This is a genomic window from Brenneria corticis, from assembly GCF_003115855.1.
Classification (GTDB): Bacteria; Pseudomonadota; Gammaproteobacteria; order Enterobacterales; family Enterobacteriaceae; genus Brenneria; species Brenneria corticis.
The window spans coordinates 104,539-123,640 of sequence record NZ_KZ819077.1; the positions used below are offsets into that span (position 1 = coordinate 104,539).

Consider the following 19,102-nt stretch of genomic DNA (forward strand, 5'->3'; position numbering starts at 1 on the left):
CTACTGGTTAAGTAATAGCTGGAAAACGGCACTATTTGTCTATACAACTAGACAAAAAATTCACAGTTTGCGCCTGGTCACATTTTCCTCAATAATTCATCACCAGCTATCGCGCCGTCGCCAACGGCCCGGCGCGCCGCAAGCGGCCTATCCGTACGCCGGATCATCCGCACATCAAGCTTGCCGCCGGCCCCCGATTCGCGTAAAACTGTCAGCCGCTAATCGAGCTACTTACAACCGTATTTCTGGACGCTATGTTTCAAGATAATCCGCTGCTTGCACAGCTAAAACAGCAACTTCATTCGCAGACGCCACGGGTTGAAGGTGTCGTCAAAGGCACTGACAAAGGGTTTGGCTTTCTGGAAGCTGACGGACAAAAAAGCTATTTCATTCCGCCGCCGCAGATGAAAAAAGTGATGCACGGCGACCGCATCAGCGCCACGCTGCACACCGATAAAGATCGCGAAATCGTCGAGCCGGAAAAGCTGATTGAGCCTTTCCTGAGCCGCTTTGTCGGCCGCGTTCAGAAAAAAGACGATCGTTTAGCGATTATTCCCGACCATCCTTTATTGAAAGAGGCCATCGGCTGCCGCCCCGCCCGCGACCTCGGCCATCAGTTTCAGGACGGCGACTGGGCGGTGGCGGAAATGCGCCGCCACCCGCTCAAGGGCGACCGCGGTTTTCATGCCGAATTGACCCAGTACATCACCACCGGCGACGATCCGCTGGCGCCGTGGTGGGTGACGTTGTCACGTCATAATCTGGAACGCGCGGCGCCGGACGCCGCAACCAGCGAGCTCAACGATGGCGCGCTGGCGCGCGAAGATCTCACCGCCCTGAACTTCGTCACCATCGACAGCGCCACCACCGAAGATATGGATGATGCGCTGTACGTACAGGACAACGGCGACGGCTCGCTGCTGCTGACTATCGCCATCGCCGATCCCACCGCGTACGTCGAAGCCGGCAGCGAACTGGACAACATCGCCCGCCAGCGCGCCTTCACCAATTACCTGCCCGGCTTCAATATTCCGATGCTGCCGCGCCAGCTGTCCGACGACATCTGCTCGCTGCGCGCCGACGAACGCCGTCCGGTTCTCGCCTGCCGCGTCACCATCGCCGCCGACGGCACGTTGGGGGACGACATTCGCTTCTTCGCCGCCTGGATAGAATCCAAAGCCAAGCTGGCCTATGACGACGTATCCGACTGGCTGGAACAGCAAGGCGAATGGCAGCCGCCGAGCGACGCCATTGCGCAACAAATTCGCCTGCTGCAGCGCGTCTGTTTGGCGCGCGGCGAATGGCGCAAGACGCATGCGCTGGTATTCAAAGACCGCCCGGACTACCGCTTCCTGCTGGGCGAAAAAGGCGAAGTGCTGGATATCGTCGTCGAACCGCGGCGCATCGCCAACCGCATCGTCGAAGAGGCGATGATCGCCGCCAACGTCTGCGCGGCCGTGGTGCTGCGCGACAAACTGGGATTCGGCATCTACAACGTCCATAACGGCTTTGATCCGGCGTCCGTCGAACAGGCGGTGGCGGTACTGGATTCGTTTGGCGTGCAGACCGATGCGCAGTCATTGCTGACCCTCGACGGTTTCTGCGCCCTGCGCCGCGAACTGGACGCGCAGCCCACGCCGTTCCTGGACAGCCGCATCCGCCGCTTCCAGTCATTCGCCGAAGTCAGCACCACGCCGGGGCCGCATTTCGGACTGGGATTGGAAGCCTACGCCACCTGGACCTCGCCGATTCGCAAGTATGGCGATATGGTCAACCATCGCCTGCTGAAAGCGCTGATCGCCGGGCAGCCGGCGGAGAAACCTCAGGATGAAGTGACCGTGCAGCTCTCCGAGCGCCGCCGCCTTAACCGCATGGCCGAGCGGGACGTCGGCGACTGGCTCTATGCCCGTTTCCTGAATGATAAGGCCGGCACCAGCGCCCGCTTCCCGGCGGAAATCATCGATGTCACCCGCGGCGGCCTGCGCGTTCGCCTGCTGGATAACGGCGCGGTGGCGTTTATTCCCTCCTCCTTTGTCCACGCCGTGCGCGACGAACTGGTATGCAGCCAGGAGAACGGCACGGTGCTGGTAAAAGGTGAAGAGGTTTACCGTCAGGGCGATACCCTGGATGTGGTTATTGCCGAGGTTCGCCTCGCCACCCGTAGCATCATCGCCAAACCCGCCGCATAATGTTCCTTTGTCGCCGGCTCATTCGTGAGCCGGCCACGACATGTTTTTCTATAGCAGGAGATTGCAGGTGAAAAAAATCACAATAGGCGCATCCAGCTTACGCGCGTCGAACATTGCTCTAGGCTGCATGAGAATGGATTCGCAAACGCCGGATCAGGCCGCCGCCGTAATTCGGGCCTCGATTGATGCCGGAATCGATTTTTTTCGATCATGCCGATATTTACGGTACGGGGAAATCAGAAGAGATTTTTGCCGCCGGATTGCGGAAAACCGGCGTCAGCCGCGACGCTATCCTGCTGCAATCGAAATGCGGCATCCGCAAAGGCTTTTTCGATTTTTCCCGAGAGCACATCATCTCCTCGGTGGAAGGCAGCCTGCGGCGCTTAAAAACCGACTACCTTGACGCCCTGCTGCTGCATCGTCCGGATACCCTGTTCGAACCCGACGAGGTGGCCGGCGCTTTCGATGCGCTGGAAAAAAGCGGCAAAGTGCGTTATTTCGGCGTCAGTAATCAGCATCCGCTGCAAATCGAACTGCTTAAAAAAGCGGTGCGCCAGCCGTTGATCGCCAATCAGCTTCAGTTCAGCATTATGCACACCGGCATGATTGACGCGGGCTTTAACGTCAACATGACCAATGCGTCCGCCGCCGATCGCGACGGGGCCATTCTGGAATATAGCCGGCTGCACGATATGACCATCCAGGCATGGTCGCCTTTTCAATACGGTTTCTTCGAAGGCGTTTTTCTGGATAACGCAAAATTTCCTGAGCTGAACGCCGTTATCGACCGTATCGCCGGTCAGTATCAGGTTAAAAACACCACCATCGCCATCGCCTGGATCTTGCGTCACCCGGCCGATATGCAGGCGATCGTCGGCAGTATGAACCCTGCGCGCATCCAGGATATCGCGCTCGCCTCCGAGCTGCGGCTGAGCCGCGACGAGTGGTATGAGATCTACCGCGCGGCGGGTAACGTTCTTCCTTAAACCGGTTGTCAGCCCTGTGATTAACCACAGGGCTTGCTTACGGCAGAAAATTCCGTGCTATCCCCCTCTTTCACGCTGTTTTTCAGCGAGTAATCGTCCGCTCGTTTAAATTTCTTTACAGAAATTTATGGTTGCTCACATTTTCATATCCGCCCGCTTCTCTTCGGCAACAAACCCACTATTGTTAAATTGCCTTAACACTCGTGCGACATATCTTCCTGAATACCGAAGGAGCCGTTGTTATGAATAACGTCAAGAGCATCGTGATCTGGCTATTGGTCGGTCTGGCGGGCGCTACCGCTTTCGCCATGCTGGCCCTGAGCCGCGGTGAGCACGTGAATGCCGTGTGGTTGGTGGTTGCCTCCGTATCCTGTTACAGCATTGCCTATCGTTTCTACAGTCTGTTTATCGCCAAGAAAGTTTTTGAACTCGATGACCGGCGTCTGACGCCGGCGGAGCGCCATAACGACGGCCTGGACTATGTTCCCACCAATAAATGGGTGCTGTTCGGTCACCATTTTGCCGCCATTGCCGGCGCCGGCCCGCTGGTCGGCCCGATCCTCGCCGCGCAGATGGGGTTTCTGCCCGGCACCATCTGGATTTTAGTCGGCGTAATGCTTGCCGGCGCGGTGCAGGATTTTCTGGTGCTGTTTATCTCCACCCGCCGCGACGGGCGTTCTCTGGGAGAAATGGCTAAACAGGAGCTGGGCGCCTTTGCCGGGGTAATTACCATGCTTGGGGCGTTGGGGGTGATGATCATTATCCTGTCGGCGCTGGCGCTGGTGGTGGTAAAAGCGCTGGCGGACAGCCCCTGGGGTCTGTTCACCATTGCAGCGACCATTCCGATCGCTCTGTTTATGGGCGTTTATATGCGCTTCCTGCGTCCGGGGAAAATCGCCGAGATATCGCTTATCGGTTTCGTGCTGATGATGCTGGCGATTGTCTATGGCGGCAATATCGCCGCGCATCCGTACTGGGGCCCCTTCTTCACCTTAAAAGGCACCTCGCTGACCTGGGCGCTGGTGATTTACGGTTTTATCGCCTCCGTGCTGCCGGTGTGGCTGCTGCTGGCGCCGCGTGATTATCTCTCCACCTTTCTGAAAATCGGCGTCATCGTCGGGCTGGCGGTGGGCATCGTCTTCGCCATGCCGGAGATGAAAATGCCCGCCGTTTCCCGCTTTATCGACGGCAGCGGCCCGGTATTCTCCGGCAGCCTGTTTCCTTTCCTGTTTATTACTATCGCCTGCGGCGCGATTTCCGGTTTCCATGCGCTGGTTTCCAGCGGCACCACGCCGAAACTGGTGGAGCGCGAGAGCCATATCCGCTTTATCGGCTACGGCGCCATGCTGATGGAGTCCTTTGTGGCCATCATGGCGTTAATCTGCGCCTCGGTGATTGAACCCGGCGTTTATTTCGCCATGAACTCGCCGGCGGCGCTGATCGGCACCACGGTGGAAAACGCCTCGCAGGTGATTAATAGCTGGGGATTCGTCATTACGCCGGAAGCGCTTTCCGAGATTGCCAGAGACGTGGGCGAGGCCTCGGTGCTGTCCCGCGCGGGCGGCGCGCCCACCTTCGCCGTGGGGATGGCCTACATCATTACCGAAATCTTTAACAGCCGGGCGATGATGGCGTTCTGGTATCACTTCGCCATTCTTTTTGAAGCGCTGTTTATTCTGACCGCCGTGGACGCCGGCACCCGCGCCTGCCGCTTTATGGTGCAGGATCTGGTGGGCGTGGTGATCCCCCGGCTGGCGAACAGCCATTCGTGGCTGGGCAACCTGGCGGGCACCACCGTCGCCGTCTCCGGCTGGGGTTTCTTCGTCTATCAGGGGGTTATCGATCCGCTGGGCGGCATCAACACCCTGTGGCCGCTGTTCGGCATCGGCAACCAGATGCTGGCGTCCATGGCGTTGATTCTCGGCACCGTGGTGCTGTTCAAAATGAAAAAACAGCGCTATGCCTGGGTGACCATCCTGCCGACCATCTGGCTGTTCATTACCTCGATGACCGCCGGCTGGCAGAAAATTTTCCATGAACAGGCCAACATCGGCTTTCTGGCTCAGGCCAGGCGTTTCTCCGCCGGTATTGAGCAAGGCACGCTGATCGCCCCGGCCAAAACCATCAAGGATATGGAGACCATCGTATTCAGCAACCAGATTAACGCCGCGCTGTGCGGGTTCTTTATGCTGGTCGCCGTCACCATGCTGATATCGGCGCTGTTTATCATCCGCCGCGCGCTGAAAAGCGAGAAGCCGACGGCTCAGGAAACGCCGGCCGTATTCCGCGAGGAAGCGCCGCATGGTTAAGCAAGGCGTTTAGTATTCCGCCCCTGCAAAATCCCTCCGCAACGGAGGGATTATTTTTGCGGCGCTTATTGCCCGTAGTAGGCGTTTTTACCGTGTTTGCGCAGGTAATGCTTATCCAGCAGCGTTTGCTGCATGGCGTCCAGATCCGGCGTTAACTGGCGCGAGAATAGGCCCATATAGGCAATCTCCTCCAGCACCACGGCGTTATGCACCGCGCCGGCGGCGTCTTTTCCCCAGGCAAAAGGACCGTGCGCATTCACCAGCACCGCCGGAATATCCGTCGGGGAAAGCCGGCGGGAATGAAAGGTTTCCACAATGACCCGGCCGGTCTGCCATTCATAGCGCCCGTTAATTTCCTCATCCGTCATTAAACGGGTACAGGGAACGGCGCCATAAAAATAATCGGCATGAGTGGTGCCCCAGGCGGGAATATCCCGGCCGGACTGCGCCCAGATGGTGGCATGGCGGGAATGGGTATGAACTATACCGCCAATGGCGGGGAACTCCAGGTACAGCACCCGGTGGGTATCGGTATCGGAAGAGGGTTTTTTCGTCCCGGCGACCACGTTGCCGCTCTCCAGCTCAACCACCACCATATCATCCACGGTCATCGCGGCATACTCGACCCCGGACGGCTTAATCACCATCAGTCCTTGCGCCCTGTCCACCGCGCTGACGTTTCCCCAGGTAAATGTCACCAACCGGTGCTGCGGCAATGCCAGATTGGCTTCCAGTACCTGCCGCCTGAGTTCATCTAACATTGTCCGCCCTCTCAATGGTGTATTAACGCCATTCTCCCGGCCGCTGGGCAGCGCCGCTATGGGCTAAATCGCTAAAGATCCGGCAGCGTTCTGCTATAACTCACTATTTATTTTCATTCCAGCGGTTAAAAAACAACCATCTTTACCAAATATTGCTATCGTTATCGTAACGTAAGGGAATTAAGATTTTTTACCTGTTGCGATTTTTACCGAGCATTATACTTGTCACCAGGCCACGGAAGGCGCTGTACGCTTATTTAATGCGGTAAAAGTGTTGCATTACGATATTCCTCACTGAATAAAAGGGTGAGGTCGAGAGTGAAAGGGGAAAATATGAAACTGAACAAACAATTTACCAGCGCGGCTTTAGCCATCGTACTGTCAGTGGCGCTGGCCGGCTGCTCGAATATGTCCAAGCGTGACCGTAATACCGCGATTGGCGCGGGCGCGGGCGCGGTCGGCGGGGCCATTTTAACCGACGGCGGCACGTTAGGCACGCTGGGCGGCGCCGCCATCGGGGGAATTATCGGCCGTCAGGTTGATTAAGCGTCCAAATCACCATCATCGTTTTTTATGAAATGGAGCTGCAATGCTCCATTTCATTTTCCGTCAGGCGGCGACGTGCCGATAGCGGATAGTCCCTTCCAGCGGCTGCGGCCGTTTAATCAGATTCAACACCGGACACCAGGTTTCCACCGCCTGATGCAGAGCGGTAATTTCCGCTTCGTCGGCCGACGAATCTATTTCCACCGTATAGCGCAGGTTAAAAGGATAAAAGGGAATATCTTCATAACCCTCTTTTCCGGCGCGTAAATCAACATCCGCCTGCACTTCAACTTCCAGGCGGGAAAGCGGAATCTGTCGATCTGCCGCATGAATCAGAAATATATGCGTCAGGCAGCTGGATAACGAACCGATAAAAATTTCCGGGGAAGCGGGACCAAGATTATATCCGGCGAAATCCGGCGGGCTGTCGCTGATAATATGATGTTCGCGAATACGAATATGCCGAATCCCGCTGCGTCCTTCCGCCGTGGCACGGGCGGTAATCGTCTCCGGTTTTATCGTTGCCGGATCGCGGGCATTGCGAATTAACAGCGCCGCCCTTTTTTGCGCCAGATATTCATTCAGGTCGCTCATCGTCACTCCTTGTTAAAATATTACGCGGTCGGTTCAATATTGTTTTCCATTCCCAGTAATTCCAGCACCTGGGTACGCAGCTCAACCAGGTGAGGATCGTTACGGCGGCGCGGATAAGGCAAGGTCACCTCGATGGTTTGCAGAATACGCGCCGGACGCGGGCTGAAAACGACCACTTTATTGGCCAGCAACAGCGCCTCTTCCACATCGTGCGTCACCATTAGCGCGCTGTAGCCGCTTTCCTGCCACAGACTGAGCAATTCCCCCTGCATGCGAATGCGGGTCAGGGAATCCAGTTTGCCGAGGGGCTCATCCAGAATCAGCAGACGCGGCTTGTTCACCAGAGCCCTGGCCAGCGAGGCGCGCTGCGCCATGCCGCCCGATAGCTGGCGCGGCCAGGCGCGGGCGAACTGATCCAGCCCGACATGCTGCAAAAAGCGATCGACGCGCTGTTTCCCCGCCTCATCCAGTTCCCCGCGCGCCTGAAGTCCCAGCGCGACGTTCTGCCAGACGGTGCGCCATGGGTACAGCGTCGGGTCCTGGAATACCACCACCCTGGAGGGATCGGGCCGGGTGATGGGCTCTCCGTCGGCCAGCAGTTGCCCCTGCAACGGTGTTTCCAGACCGGCGATCAGGCGCAGCAAGGTAGACTTGCCGCAGCCGGAAGGCCCCAGCAGCGCGATAAACTCACCCGGCGCCACCGAAATAGAGACATCGTTCAGCACCGGCAGAATACTGCCTTCCAGGGTGAACGCGTGGCTGACGTGATTAACCTCTAAATTTAATCCGGATAAATTTTCCTTATAGGCGCTGGCGGCGGCATGAGTAATGGCCATATCGAGTACACTCCCGAAAATAATCATTTCCGTTAAATAAAAACAATGACGTTGAGACGTTGACGTTTGCATGAAAATAAATTCATTAGCCAGCGCCGGAAAACTTTATCCTGGTCTCAGGATAGAATAAAGCGTTCTGTTTTAGGTAGCATAATTATGAATAAGCATTGCCAGATAACGCCAGATGTATTAATAACGTTAAATTAGTCACAAAAATAATAACACCGAGTCGTTATAAATATTTCAGCATATTAAATTACATAAAGTTATTTATTATTTCCCGCTAAATGACATTTTATAAGGACATATAGCCGGTATCATCCTTTCAAGAGCAACATAGTTTATCTAAAGACATTTAAAAACAAGGGGCATGTTTATGTCTGATCGCGCATTTTTACTTTCAAGACGACGCTTTCTGGCGTCACTGGGTGTGGCCGGCGCCGCGGCCGGACTGAGCGCATTTCCCGCGCTGGGCGCGCCGCCTGCCGCCCCGGCGCAAAACGCCGCGCTCACCACCGTAAAACTGGCATGGGGCCAGACGGCGGTCTGCCAGGCGCCCATCTCCGTGGCGCTAAGACAGGGACTGTTTGAAAAATACGGCCTGAAAGTGGAGCCGGTGAATTTCAGCGGCCCGACAGACGCGCTGTTGCAGGCCATCGCCACCGGTCACGCCGACGGCGGCATCGGTATGGCGCTGCGCTGGCTGAAACCGCTGGAACAGGGATTTGATGTCAACCTGACCGCCGGCACCCACGGCGGCTGCATGCGCTTACTGGTGCCGCGCAACAGTAATATCAGCAGCATCGCCGATCTGGCCGGAAAATCGGTGGCCGTCACCGATCAGGCCAGCCCGGTGCGCAACTTTTTCGCCATTCAACTGGCGAAACAGGGGATCGATCCCGATCGGCAGGTGAATTGGGTGCAGTATCCCGCCGATCTGTTCGGCGAAGCGCTGCGCAAGGGGGAAGTTCAGGCGATTGCCGGCGAGGACCCGCAATCATGGCTGATCAAGCGCAACGACCAACTGGTGGAGATTTCCAATAATCTGGTGGGCGAATACGCCAATACCACCTGCTGCGTGCTGGGTCTGCGCGGCTCGCTGGTACGCGAGCGGCCCGAGATCGCCAGAGCCATTACCCAGGCCATCGTGGATGCTCAGCAGTGGACGGCCGACCATCCGACGGAGACGGCTGAAATCTTCGCGCCTTACCTGCCCAGCAATATTCCGGCCCAGGATATCGCCACCATCCTGACCGAGCATACCCACAACCATCACTCAACCGGTGAACAGCTGCGCAAAGAGGTGGCTTTTTATGTCAACGAGCTGAAAACCATCAAGGTGATACGGCCGGATACGGATGCCGAAAGTTTCGCCGTTCACTATGTGCCCGACGTGCTGAACGCCACCGGGAACGCCCAGCACGCCCATTCCTGACCCGGCGCGCAGGTCACATGTGAATTTACCACTTTCGACTAGCGGGAGAGTCTATGTCGGATAAATCTCTTTTATCAGAGAGTCGCGTCCAGTCATCCTCGGATGCGCTCAATGAGGTTCGCGGCGTTTCGCCATTCTGGTATAGCGGGCTGATCGCCGCTCTGCTGTGGGGGGCGCTGGCGCTGCTGATACTGCTGTGGCCGGAAAAGGTCACCGGCTTCGTCAAGCCGCGCTATGTCGCCGAAACCAATATTATCGTCGCGGTATTTGCGGCAATCATTCTCTCGCTGGCGCTGCTGGAACGGCTCCCCGGCCTGCGGCTGTTTTTCCAGCCGGTGACCAAAACCGTGCGCAACAGCGGCCGCTGGCTGATTGCGCTGGCGTTGCTGACCACCCTGTGGGAAATCGCGACGGCGAAACTCGCCCTGTTGCCGGTCCCCTTTTTCGCCCCGCCCCATGCGCTGGTGGAAGCCTACGCCACCGACTGGGCCCGGCTGGGCGAAAGCGTACTGCATTCGCTCAGGCTGCTGGGGCTGGGGTTCCTGTTCGGCAGCGTCGCGGGATTTATTACCGGCGTGGCCATCGGCTGGTCGCAGGTACTGGGCTATTGGGTTCATCCGGTGCTGCGTTTTCTCGGACCGGTTCCGCCCATTGCCCTGCTGCCGCTGTCGCTCTACATTTTTCCCTCCAGCTTTGCCGCGGCGATTTTTTTGATCGCCCTGGCCAGCTGGTTCCCGCTAACGGTGTTAACCTGGTCCGGCGTCGCCAGCGTGGATAAAAATTACTACGACGTGGCGCGAACCCTGGGGGCGGACTCCCGATTTCTGATCCTGCGCGTGGCGATCCCCGCCTCGCTGCCGCACGTGTTCACCGGGCTGTTTATGGGGCTCGGCGCCTCTTTTTCGGTGCTGGTTACCGCGGAAATGATCGGCGTAAAAGCGGGACTGGGCTGGTATCTGCAGTGGGCGCAGGGCTGGGCGGCCTACTCCAATATGTACGCCGCGCTGATTGTGATGGCGATACTGTTTTCTTCCCTGATAACGCTGCTGTTCGCCATTCGCGATCGTCTGCTGGCCTGGCAGAAGGATGCGGTCAAGTGGTGATCGAGCGCGTCCAGGCGTCGGGGGCGGGCGACGCCGCCTGCCTCACCCGCCGGCCAGCTTGACCCGCATTCCCTTGGCTTCCAGCAGCTGTTTGAGCAGGTCGCGCTTATCGCCCTGAATTTCGATGGCGCCGTCTTTCACCGCGCCGCCGCAGCCGCACTTTTTCTTTAATTCGGCCGCCAGCTTATCCAGCGCGGCGTCCGCAAGATCGATACCGCTGATCACGCAAACCCCTTTTCCCTTACGTCCGCTGGTCTGCCGCTGAATGCGCACAATGCCGTCTCCCCGGGGAGGGGCGGCCTTCTCTTCTTGCGGTTTGATACGCCCGGTTTCCGTGGAGTACACCAGGCGGCTGTTGTCGTCACCACTCATCTCTCACTCCTCCGCGGCCAGCGAGGCGCGGATATCGCGCAGCGTTTGCGCCGGGTCGGCGGACTGGGTAATCGGCCGGCCGATCACCATATAATCCACTCCGGCCTGCTGCGCCTGAAGCGGCGTCATGATACGCCGCTGATCGCCGACGTCGCTGCCGGCGGGGCGAATGCCCGGCGTAACCAGTTTAAATTGTTCGCCGCATAGCCGTTTCAGGCTCTGCGCCTCATGGGCGGAACAGACCACGCCGTCAAGACCGCAGTTATAGGCCAGCTGCGCCAGTCTTTCCGCCTGCTCCGCCGGGCTGGCGGTAATGCCCAGCTCGCGCAGATCTTCCGCTTCCATACTGGTCAGCACCGTCACGGCGGTCAATAACGGCGCATCGCCGGCGAATGGCGATAGCGCGTCTTTCGCCGCCATCATCATTCTCGCCCCGCCGCTGGCGTGCACATTCACCATCCAGACGCCCAGATCGGCCGCCGCGGCGACGGCGTGGGCGACGGTATTGGGGATATCGTGAAATTTCAGGTCGAGGAATACGTCAAAACCCCGCTGCCGGAGCGATTGCACAAACGCCGGGCCAAACAGCGTGAACATCTCTTTGCCGACTTTTAACCGGCAATCCCGCGGGGAGATACGGTCGACAAACGCCAACGCCGCCGCTTGATCGGCATAGTCCAGCGCCACAATAATCGGGGATGATGCAGATTGGTTATTCCGTTCTCTGTTCTGGTTTTTCACGTGTCACCCGTTGCTGTTAGCCATGTTCGCGTTCAAAATTCCCGCCGCATTCTACATGTCCGGCGGCGGAAATCCCAGCCGCCTGTTAAGCGAATGTCCTCGCCGATGGCGTCTGAAACGGCGAATTTGTAGCATCTTTTAGTATGTTGTAACTAAGTGGATAAATCCGCCGCGTATTCGGGACCATAATACCGTTACTGGCCGTCCAGGCCGCGGATAGGTTTGATGCTTGCCCAGGAACGGCAGGAAGGACAGTGCCAGTAGAGCGACTGCGAGGTGAAGCCGCACTTGCGGCAGGTATAGCGCGGTTTGGTGCGGATTTGCTCGCCGACCATGTCGCGCAGCACCAGCAGGCTCTCTTTTGCCCGGCCGTCCTCCGCGTCATTGAGGTGAAAATCCATCAGCCGATGAAATACGCGCATCGTCGGGTGCCGCTGAAGCTGGCGGGTGATGTATACCTGCGCCGCTTCCGTCCCCTGCTCTTGCTCAAGAATATCGCCCAGCAACAGCTCCGCGGTCGCGCCGGTGTTCTCTTCCACGCAGCGTTTCAGAAACTCGGCCCAGACCTGAAGCTGCTGTAAATGCTGATAGCACTCCTGCAGCATCGGCAACGTTTCACTGACCAGTTCTTTGTCCTGGTCGAGCACCTGTTGCAGCGATTCAACGGCGCGGGAGTACTGCTGCTGCGCCATATAGATGCGCCCCATCATAATCGATATGCGGGCGCACTGTTTATCCGCCGCGGCGCCCTTTTTCAGCAGCGCCAGCGCCTTGTCCAGATCGTCGCTCCCCATGGCGAGCAGCGCCTGCTCGCAGTAGAAATGCGCAATGTCCACCCGCAGTTGATCTTCACCCATTTTGACCAGCTTTTCCGCCACATCGATGGCGTTCAGCCAGTCGCTGGTTGCCTGGTGGATCAGCAAAAGCTGCTGCAAGGCGCTGCGGCGGAAATCCTCTTCATCCACCAACTGGTTGAAAATTTCTTCGGCGCGGTCGTACAGCCCCGCCGCCATATAGTCGCGCCCCAGCTGCTGTACCGCCAGCAAACGCTGCTCAAAGGTAAGCGAGGTGCTTTCGGTCAGCGCCTGATGAATGCGGATGGCGCGGTCGACTTCGCCGCGGGAACGAAACAGATTGCCCAGCGTGAGATGGGCTTCAAAGGTGTTGCTGTCGTCCTTGAGCATGTCGAGAAACAGTTCGACGGCTTTATCCTGCTGATTGGATAGCAGAAAGTTCACCCCGGTGACGTACTCACGCGACAGGCGGTTGGACTCCTGCTCTTTGTCCTGCTGCGCACTTCTGCGGCCCATGTACCAACCGTAAGCGGCGGCCACTGGCAGCAACAGAAACAGCAGTTCTAACATAGAGAATGTTTCCTTAGTGGGTGGCAGGCTGTACTGGCGCCACGCTTTCCTCGTTAGAGGCAGAGAGTTGTTGTTCCAGACGCTTGATTTTACGTTGCGCGCGGCCTAATGCAATGCGCTGACGAAGATAAAACAGACCGCAGATTACCCAGCCAAGAATAAATCCCAGCGCAAACAGGGTGGCGAGCAGCGTTGATACGCGATAATCCCCTTGCGCCAGCAGATAATTAAACGTAATCACCCGATCGTTGTGCGCGCCAAGTGTGACAGAAATGATGAATATCGCCAGCACCAGTAAAAAAATCAGCAAATATTTCACGTTTTTTTTCCTGTTATTTCCTATTAACTAAATGAATTATGCCAAATTTTGGCGATAAACCCCATTAAATTACCATTTCCCCCGCCGGCTGGGAAATCACGCCCCCTGCCGTGTGCCGCGACCGTCGCCTGTGCTTGTTATTTATTCCAAGCTGAATAAAAATGATAGGCGCGCGTCAACCGGAGGGGTAAACATGTCAAAGCAGGACGAACAGCGACTGTTGGTCAAGATCGCCACGCTCTATTATAGCGAAGGGATGAAACAATCAGAAATTGCCGACTCCCTCCATTTGTCGCAATCTTTTGTATCACGCGCCCTTACCCGCTCGGTTAAAGAGGGAGTGGTCAAAATCAGCGTGGTTCAGCCCGCCAATATGTTTATGGCGCTGGAATCGGCCATTCAGAAACGCTATGCCATCGACCAGGCAATTGTGGTCGATGTAGCCGATACTGCCAACCTTTCCCAGGTGAAACAGGCCATTGGTTCGGCGGCGGCCCATTATCTGCAGACCAGCATCCGCCCTGACGATCTGGTGGGCATCTCATCGTGGAGCAGCACGCTGCGCGCGATGGTGGATAATCTCCACCCTCTCGGCACCAAGGCGCGGGGCGTGATTCAATTACTCGGCGGCGTCGGCCCCAACGGCAACGTGCAGGCCACCATCCTGACGCAAACCCTGGCCAACCTGCTAAACTGCCCGGCCTATCTGCTGCCGGCGCAAAGTATAGAACGCTCGGTGGAAGACCGCACCCGGCTGATTACCAGCGATGAAGTGTCCAGCGTGGTGGCCAAATTCAGCAATGTCAGTCTGGCCCTGGTGGGCATTGGCGTACTGGAGCCGTCGCAGTTGTTAAAAAATTCCGGCAACTATTATCACGAGGAAATGCTGCAGTTATTGGCGCGGCGCGGCGCGGTGGGCGACCTGTGTCTGCACTACTATAACGCGCGGGGGGAACCGGTATTGCAGGATGAGGAAGATCCGGTTATCGGCATGGCGCTGCCGCAGTTGCGCCGCTGCCCGCGGGTGGTCGCCCTGGCCGGCGGCGTGGACAAGAGCGCCGCCATTCGAGGCGCGTTAACGGGCAACTATATTGACGTGCTGATCACCGACAGGCTGACGGCCGAATCGCTGGTGTGATATGCCCGCCGGAGAACCCGGCGGGCGGTTTATCCCCTACTCGTCGACATTGATCGACGAGAGCAGCGCATCCTGTACGATACGCTGCGCCCGTAAGGGATCCTGCGCTTCCTGCGCCGCCTGCAACGCGGGAATATCCAGTTTATCCAGCGCCCGATAGACGTGTTTCAGAAAGCGGATCGATAGCCGGGCGGCTTCGACATGGTTTTCGCGGAACGGGAACTGATCCAATTGCCAGACGCCCTGCCAGTTATTGATTTTTAATACATAGAAGAATTCGAAAATTTCGGTCATATGCACGGTGCCGACCACCAGGTCGTCGTCCCAGCCGCGCAAATTGTCATTGACGTCCATGCCGAATAAGCGGCCGCGATCGATGATTAACTGAGCGGAGTCGGCGGGAGATTCGCCGCCGTACAGCGCGTGACCGAAATCCAGCAGCACGCCGACATTATCCAGACCGATATCTTCGATGCCCAGCAGCGTGCGGGCGGCGGAGTCCCAGGTCATTTTGACGCGCGGCTCGCGCGGTTTATATTCAATGGCGAATTTTACGTCCGGGTTGGCGCCGGCCAGATCGCGCATGCCGTCAACCGCCAGCTTCCACAGGTTTTTATGGCTTACCTGAAACGGATAGTCCCAGCCATCCTGTCCCGGCCAGACTTTGACGTAGTTCGCCCCCAATTCACGCACGATGCCGGCCGACTCATGCATTAGCTCAAAGGCCGCCGCCCGCGCCGCGGGATCGGGATTGGTAAACGCGCCGCGCGACCATTTGCGCAGATAGATTTCCGGTGTGATGCCAATCGCTTTTAACCCGGCGTCTTTCAGGGCGTCTTTTACTTCCGCCAGCGTGACGCCGGGCGTGAACGGATAGGGTAAATCAACGTAAGAGAGTTCGCCGACTTCTTTCGCCGCTTTGATCTGATCCAGCGTACTCAGCGCCGGACCATAGCCATCGACGGCGTAACGATCGATATAGTTGGCGAAATGCCATAAACCGGCGCCGAATTCAGGATAGGTGTAGGTTGCCATAATTAAGTCGTCCTCATTTATTAGTAATCAGCCAGGCACAGCTATTGTTGCCCGGCATATCAAAGAGACCGGGTGAAACGGGCGCGGGCCACCGCTGTCTGCCACTGCGCGTAACTCTCCTGGAGCGCCCCATTCGGCGCCTGCGGCTCGATAAACTCCACTTCTCGCGGCAAGGCAGCGATCTGCTCGCCGTCACGCCACCATCCCAGCGTTTTGCCCCCCAGATAGGCCGCCCCCAGCGCCGAGACTTCGGCGTTATGATTGCGAATAAGGGGACGTTGCAGCAGATCGGCCTGAAATTGCATCAGCCAGCGGTTTTGCGTGGCGCCGCCGTCTACGCGCAGTACCGGCAGCGCGCATTGCGCCGCCTGCTCCATGGCGAAAAAAACATCGGCGATCTGGTAGGCAATCGATTCCAGCCCCGCTCTGGCGATGGTCGCCGGCGTGGTTGCATCGGTCAGGCCGCAGAGCAGTCCGCGGGCATGAGTATCCCAGTGCGGCGCCCCGAGTCCCGATAACGCCGGGACGAAAAACACCCCATGCGCCGACGTCGCGCTCAAGGCCAGCTCCGTCAGCTGCGCGACGGAGGGAATGCCCAGCATATTGCCTATCCAGGCAAAGCCGGAGCCGGTATGGGTGATATTTCCCTCCAGCGCATAGCGCAGCTCGCCGTCATGCCAGGCGATAGTGGTGCTTAATCCGCTGGAGTGAGCGTGCGAGCCGGCGATGGTGGTCATCAACGACGAGCCGGTGCCATAGGTGGCTTTGATGGCGCCGCTTTGGTTGATCCCCTGTCCGTATAGTGCGGCGTGGGAATCGCCAATAAGCGCGACGATCGGTATGCCGGCCGCCAACCCTTTGATTTCCGTCAGCGCGGTATGCCCATGCAGCGCCGACGAAGGCGTCACGGCGGGAAGGCATACGCTGGGAATGGCGAACAGCGCCAGCAGGTCTTCATCCCAGCATTGGCGGTGAATATCGAAAAGCTGGGTGCGGGCGGCATTGGAGTAATCCGTCGAATAAGCCTGGCCGCCGCTGAGCTGCCAGTTAAGCCAGCAGTCAACGGTTCCGACGCATAACTCGCCGTGGGCGGCGCGGGACACGCCGTCCGGCAACTCGGCCAGCATGCTGTGGATTTTGGCCGCCGGGAACAGCGGATCCAGCGGCAGACCGGTGCGGGCTTCGATCAGCTTTTCTTCGGCGCCGCCCTGCAAGGCCTGGCAAAAGCGTTCCGAACGGCGATCCTGCCAACTGACCAGCGGCGTCAACGGACGTCCTGAATGCCTTTCCCAAATCAGCACCGACTCACGCTGGTTGCTGATGGCGATACCCGCCACCTGCACCCGGTTCAGCGATGACAGACAGGCCTCCACCGCCTGGCAAACGGCGCGCCAGATGGCCATGGCGTCCTGCTCCGCCCGTCCCGGCTCAGGGTGGGATATCTGCAAGGCCACCGCCGCCTTGGACAGAATACGCCCCTGGGCATCTACCGCGACCGCTTTAGCATTAGTCGTGCCTTCATCTATTGCCAAAATAACCGGTGTAAACATGATTAGGCTCCCGGACAGAGACGCTGCGCCGCCTGCACAATACCTGCCGCATCCAGGCCGTGGTGCGCGCGCATCGCCGCCCGATCCGCCGCTATCGCATACTGGCCGTCGGGAATACCCAGGCGCAACAGGGAAATACCGCTGCCCGCTTCCGCCAGGACCTCGGCCACCAGACTGCCCGCCCCGCCGTTGACGTTATGCTCTTCAACGGTGATGACCCGCGGCGCCGCGCGCAGAATTTCAAGCAGTTGGCGAGTATCGCACGGCCGCACCGAAGAAAGGTTGACCACCGTAGCAGCGATGCCTTTTTCCGCCAGTAACTCAGCGGCGGTAACCACTTCGTGCACGGTAGACCCCAGTCCGACCAGGGTGATATCGCGGCCCGTACGCAGCACATCGATTTGCCCCGGCGCAAAGCGGTAATGGCGATCGTGCAACGCCGGTAACGGTTTGCCGTCAAGGCGGATATACACCGGCCCCTGATGATCCAGGGCGTAGTCGATAATCTGGCGGCACTCTTCGGGGCTGGACGGCGCATAGATTTCAATGTTGCCAAAGCCCCGCAGCACCGCGATATCGTCGATACTGTGATGGGTACTGGCGAGCGGGCCATAGCTGCATCCGGCGTTCAACCCGAACAGCTTGACGTTGCTGTTGTTGTAACAGACGTCGACCTTGACCTGTTCATTGGCGCGCGAAATCAAAAACGGCGCGGCGTTACAGGTCACCGCCACCTTGCCGCCGATGGAAAGCCCTACCGCCGTCCCCACCATGGTTTGCTCAGCAATCCCCACGTTGACGATACGGTCGGGGAAGCGTTTGACAAAGGGGGAGATTTTCGCGGTGGAGGTAGAGTCGGCCACCACAGGCACCAGATCGACGCCCCGATCAACCGCTTTAATAAATTGCTCGACCATCACACTGGCCAGATGTTCTGCGTTACTCATCTTTTAATTCCTCCAACGCCAGCGCGATTTCTTCGCCTTTCGGCACCCGGTGATGCCATTCCGCGCGCCCCTGAATAAAGGAGATGCCCGCGCCTTTTTCCGTATTGGCGATCACCACGTTGGGTTTACCGTTAGCGGGCAGGTTCTCCAGCGTCTCCACCACCGATCGCATATCATTGCCGGCGCATTCGGTTACGTTCAGGCCGAAAGCGCGCCATTTATCCGCCAGCGGGTCGGTATTCATGATGGAACAAGTGGTGCCGGCCAGCTGCAGCTTGTTCTTGTCGTTGATGATGACCAGGTTATCCAGTTGGTAATGCGCCGCCGCCAGGGCCGCTTCCCAGTTGCTGCCTTCGGCCAGCTCCCCGTCGCCGGTCACCACAAAAACCCGCCGCGGGCTGTTATCCCGTTTCGCCGCCAGCGCGATCCCCACGGAAACCGGCAGGCCGTGGCCCAGCGCGCCGGTATTCAGCTCGATCCCCGGCGTCTTGTACTTCACCGGATGTCCCGGCAGGTGCGAGTCCGGGTGCTGATAAGTCGCCAGCCAGGATTCAGGGAAAAATCCCGCTTCCGCCAGGCAACAGTAATATCCTCCCACGGCGTGCCCCTTGGACTGGATATAGATGTCCCGCTGCGGGTCCTGAAGACGGTCCGGCGCGCAGTTCAGGATACGGAAGTAAAGCGCCGTCAGGATTTCAACCTGTGAAAGGTCGGCCCCGGTATGGCCGCCCGCCGGGCTGTTGGCATTCAGATTAATGATTCGGCGACGAATGGCGCGAGCTTTTCGCGTCAGCGCCTCCACCGACAATGCGTACGGATTCATACTTCACCTCGCCTTGAATTTTTACTCAAATTCGAATATTTATTCCACAACAGA

17 protein-coding genes and 1 pseudogene are annotated in these 19,102 nt (G+C 58.1%); 7 read left to right on the forward strand and 11 right to left on the reverse strand.

The window, feature by feature from the left end:
* Positions 1-254: 254 nt before the first annotated feature.
* The 3 genes and pseudogenes from DDT56_RS09765 (at position 255) to DDT56_RS09775 (ending at position 5,484) form a co-directional block, all read left to right on the forward strand.
* Positions 255-2,189: an exoribonuclease II gene (locus tag DDT56_RS09765; protein WP_136166260.1), complete on the forward strand. Its 1,935-nt coding sequence runs from the start codon at positions 255-257 to the stop codon at positions 2,187-2,189.
* 67 nt (positions 2,190-2,256) lie between these two features.
* Positions 2,257-3,175: pseudogene (locus tag DDT56_RS09770) on the forward strand (aldo/keto reductase).
* Between the two features lie 242 nt (positions 3,176-3,417).
* Positions 3,418-5,484 (forward strand): carbon starvation CstA family protein, encoded by a 2,067-nt coding sequence (locus DDT56_RS09775; protein WP_136166261.1) that lies wholly within the window; start codon positions 3,418-3,420, stop codon positions 5,482-5,484.
* Positions 5,485-5,549: 65 nt separating this feature from the next.
* Here DDT56_RS09775 and araD read toward each other — a convergent pair whose 3' ends face one another.
* Positions 5,550-6,245 carry an L-ribulose-5-phosphate 4-epimerase gene (gene araD / locus DDT56_RS09780; RefSeq protein WP_136166262.1) on the reverse strand — a complete coding sequence of 232 codons (696 nt, stop codon included), beginning with the start codon at positions 6,243-6,245 and terminating at the stop codon, positions 5,550-5,552.
* 333 nt (positions 6,246-6,578) lie between these two features.
* Here araD and osmB point away from each other — a divergent pair, with 333 nt between their 5' ends.
* Positions 6,579-6,791: an osmotically-inducible lipoprotein OsmB gene (osmB, locus tag DDT56_RS09785; RefSeq protein WP_009112463.1), complete on the forward strand. Its 213-nt coding sequence runs from the start codon at positions 6,579-6,581 to the stop codon at positions 6,789-6,791.
* Between the two features lie 63 nt (positions 6,792-6,854).
* Here osmB and DDT56_RS09790 read toward each other — a convergent pair whose 3' ends face one another.
* Positions 6,855-7,385: an OsmC family protein gene (locus tag DDT56_RS09790; RefSeq protein WP_136166263.1), complete on the reverse strand. Its 531-nt coding sequence runs from the start codon at positions 7,383-7,385 to the stop codon at positions 6,855-6,857.
* 20 nt (positions 7,386-7,405) lie between these two features.
* Positions 7,406-8,221 carry an ABC transporter ATP-binding protein gene (locus DDT56_RS09795; protein WP_136166264.1) on the reverse strand — a complete coding sequence of 272 codons (816 nt, stop codon included), beginning with the start codon at positions 8,219-8,221 and terminating at the stop codon, positions 7,406-7,408.
* Positions 8,222-8,597: 376 nt separating this feature from the next.
* Here DDT56_RS09795 and DDT56_RS09800 point away from each other — a divergent pair, with 376 nt between their 5' ends.
* Positions 8,598-9,656 carry an ABC transporter substrate-binding protein gene (locus DDT56_RS09800; RefSeq protein ID WP_136166265.1) on the forward strand — a complete coding sequence of 353 codons (1,059 nt, stop codon included), beginning with the start codon at positions 8,598-8,600 and terminating at the stop codon, positions 9,654-9,656.
* 53 nt (positions 9,657-9,709) lie between these two features.
* On the forward strand, positions 9,710-10,759 hold the full coding sequence (locus DDT56_RS09805; protein WP_136166266.1) for an ABC transporter permease: 1,050 nt from the start codon (positions 9,710-9,712) through the stop codon (positions 10,757-10,759).
* A 42-nt stretch (positions 10,760-10,801) separates the two neighbouring features.
* On the opposite strand, the gene yciH is transcribed toward DDT56_RS09805, so the two are convergent.
* The 4 genes from yciH to DDT56_RS09825 all read right to left on the reverse strand — a co-directional run bounded on the left by yciH (position 10,802) and on the right by DDT56_RS09825 (position 13,555).
* On the reverse strand, positions 10,802-11,131 hold the full coding sequence (yciH, locus tag DDT56_RS09810) for a stress response translation initiation inhibitor YciH (RefSeq protein ID WP_136166267.1): 330 nt from the start codon (positions 11,129-11,131) through the stop codon (positions 10,802-10,804).
* Between the two features lie 3 nt (positions 11,132-11,134).
* On the reverse strand, positions 11,135-11,872 hold the full coding sequence (pyrF, locus tag DDT56_RS09815) for an orotidine-5'-phosphate decarboxylase (RefSeq protein ID WP_136166268.1): 738 nt from the start codon (positions 11,870-11,872) through the stop codon (positions 11,135-11,137).
* Between the two features lie 194 nt (positions 11,873-12,066).
* Positions 12,067-13,236: a lipopolysaccharide assembly protein LapB gene (gene lapB, locus DDT56_RS09820; protein WP_136166269.1), complete on the reverse strand. Its 1,170-nt coding sequence runs from the start codon at positions 13,234-13,236 to the stop codon at positions 12,067-12,069.
* A gap of 13 nt (positions 13,237-13,249) precedes the next feature.
* Entirely contained in the window at positions 13,250-13,555 is a 306-nt protein-coding gene (locus DDT56_RS09825; RefSeq protein ID WP_009112455.1) for a LapA family protein, read from the reverse strand.
* 193 nt (positions 13,556-13,748) lie between these two features.
* Here DDT56_RS09825 and DDT56_RS09830 point away from each other — a divergent pair, with 193 nt between their 5' ends.
* The gene (locus tag DDT56_RS09830) at positions 13,749-14,693 is read left to right on the forward strand and encodes a sugar-binding transcriptional regulator (protein WP_136166270.1); all 945 of its coding nucleotides are present in this window, start codon (positions 13,749-13,751) and stop codon (positions 14,691-14,693) included.
* A gap of 36 nt (positions 14,694-14,729) precedes the next feature.
* Here DDT56_RS09830 and DDT56_RS09835 read toward each other — a convergent pair whose 3' ends face one another.
* The 4 genes from DDT56_RS09835 to DDT56_RS09850 are packed head-to-tail and all read right to left on the reverse strand — an operon-like array spanning position 14,730 to position 19,048.
* Positions 14,730-15,728: a sugar phosphate isomerase/epimerase family protein gene (locus DDT56_RS09835; RefSeq protein WP_136166271.1), complete on the reverse strand. Its 999-nt coding sequence runs from the start codon at positions 15,726-15,728 to the stop codon at positions 14,730-14,732.
* 59 nt (positions 15,729-15,787) lie between these two features.
* A complete protein-coding gene (locus tag DDT56_RS09840; protein ID WP_136166272.1) occupies positions 15,788-17,278 on the reverse strand; it encodes an FGGY family carbohydrate kinase in 1,491 nt (496 codons plus the stop codon).
* A gap of 2 nt (positions 17,279-17,280) precedes the next feature.
* The gene (locus DDT56_RS09845) at positions 17,281-18,225 is read right to left on the reverse strand and encodes a transketolase family protein (RefSeq protein WP_136166273.1); all 945 of its coding nucleotides are present in this window, start codon (positions 18,223-18,225) and stop codon (positions 17,281-17,283) included.
* Positions 18,218-19,048 (reverse strand): transketolase, encoded by an 831-nt coding sequence (locus tag DDT56_RS09850; protein ID WP_136166274.1) that lies wholly within the window; start codon positions 19,046-19,048, stop codon positions 18,218-18,220. The genes DDT56_RS09845 and DDT56_RS09850 overlap by 8 nt, the downstream gene beginning before the upstream one ends.
* Between the last annotated feature and the right edge of the window lie 54 nt (positions 19,049-19,102).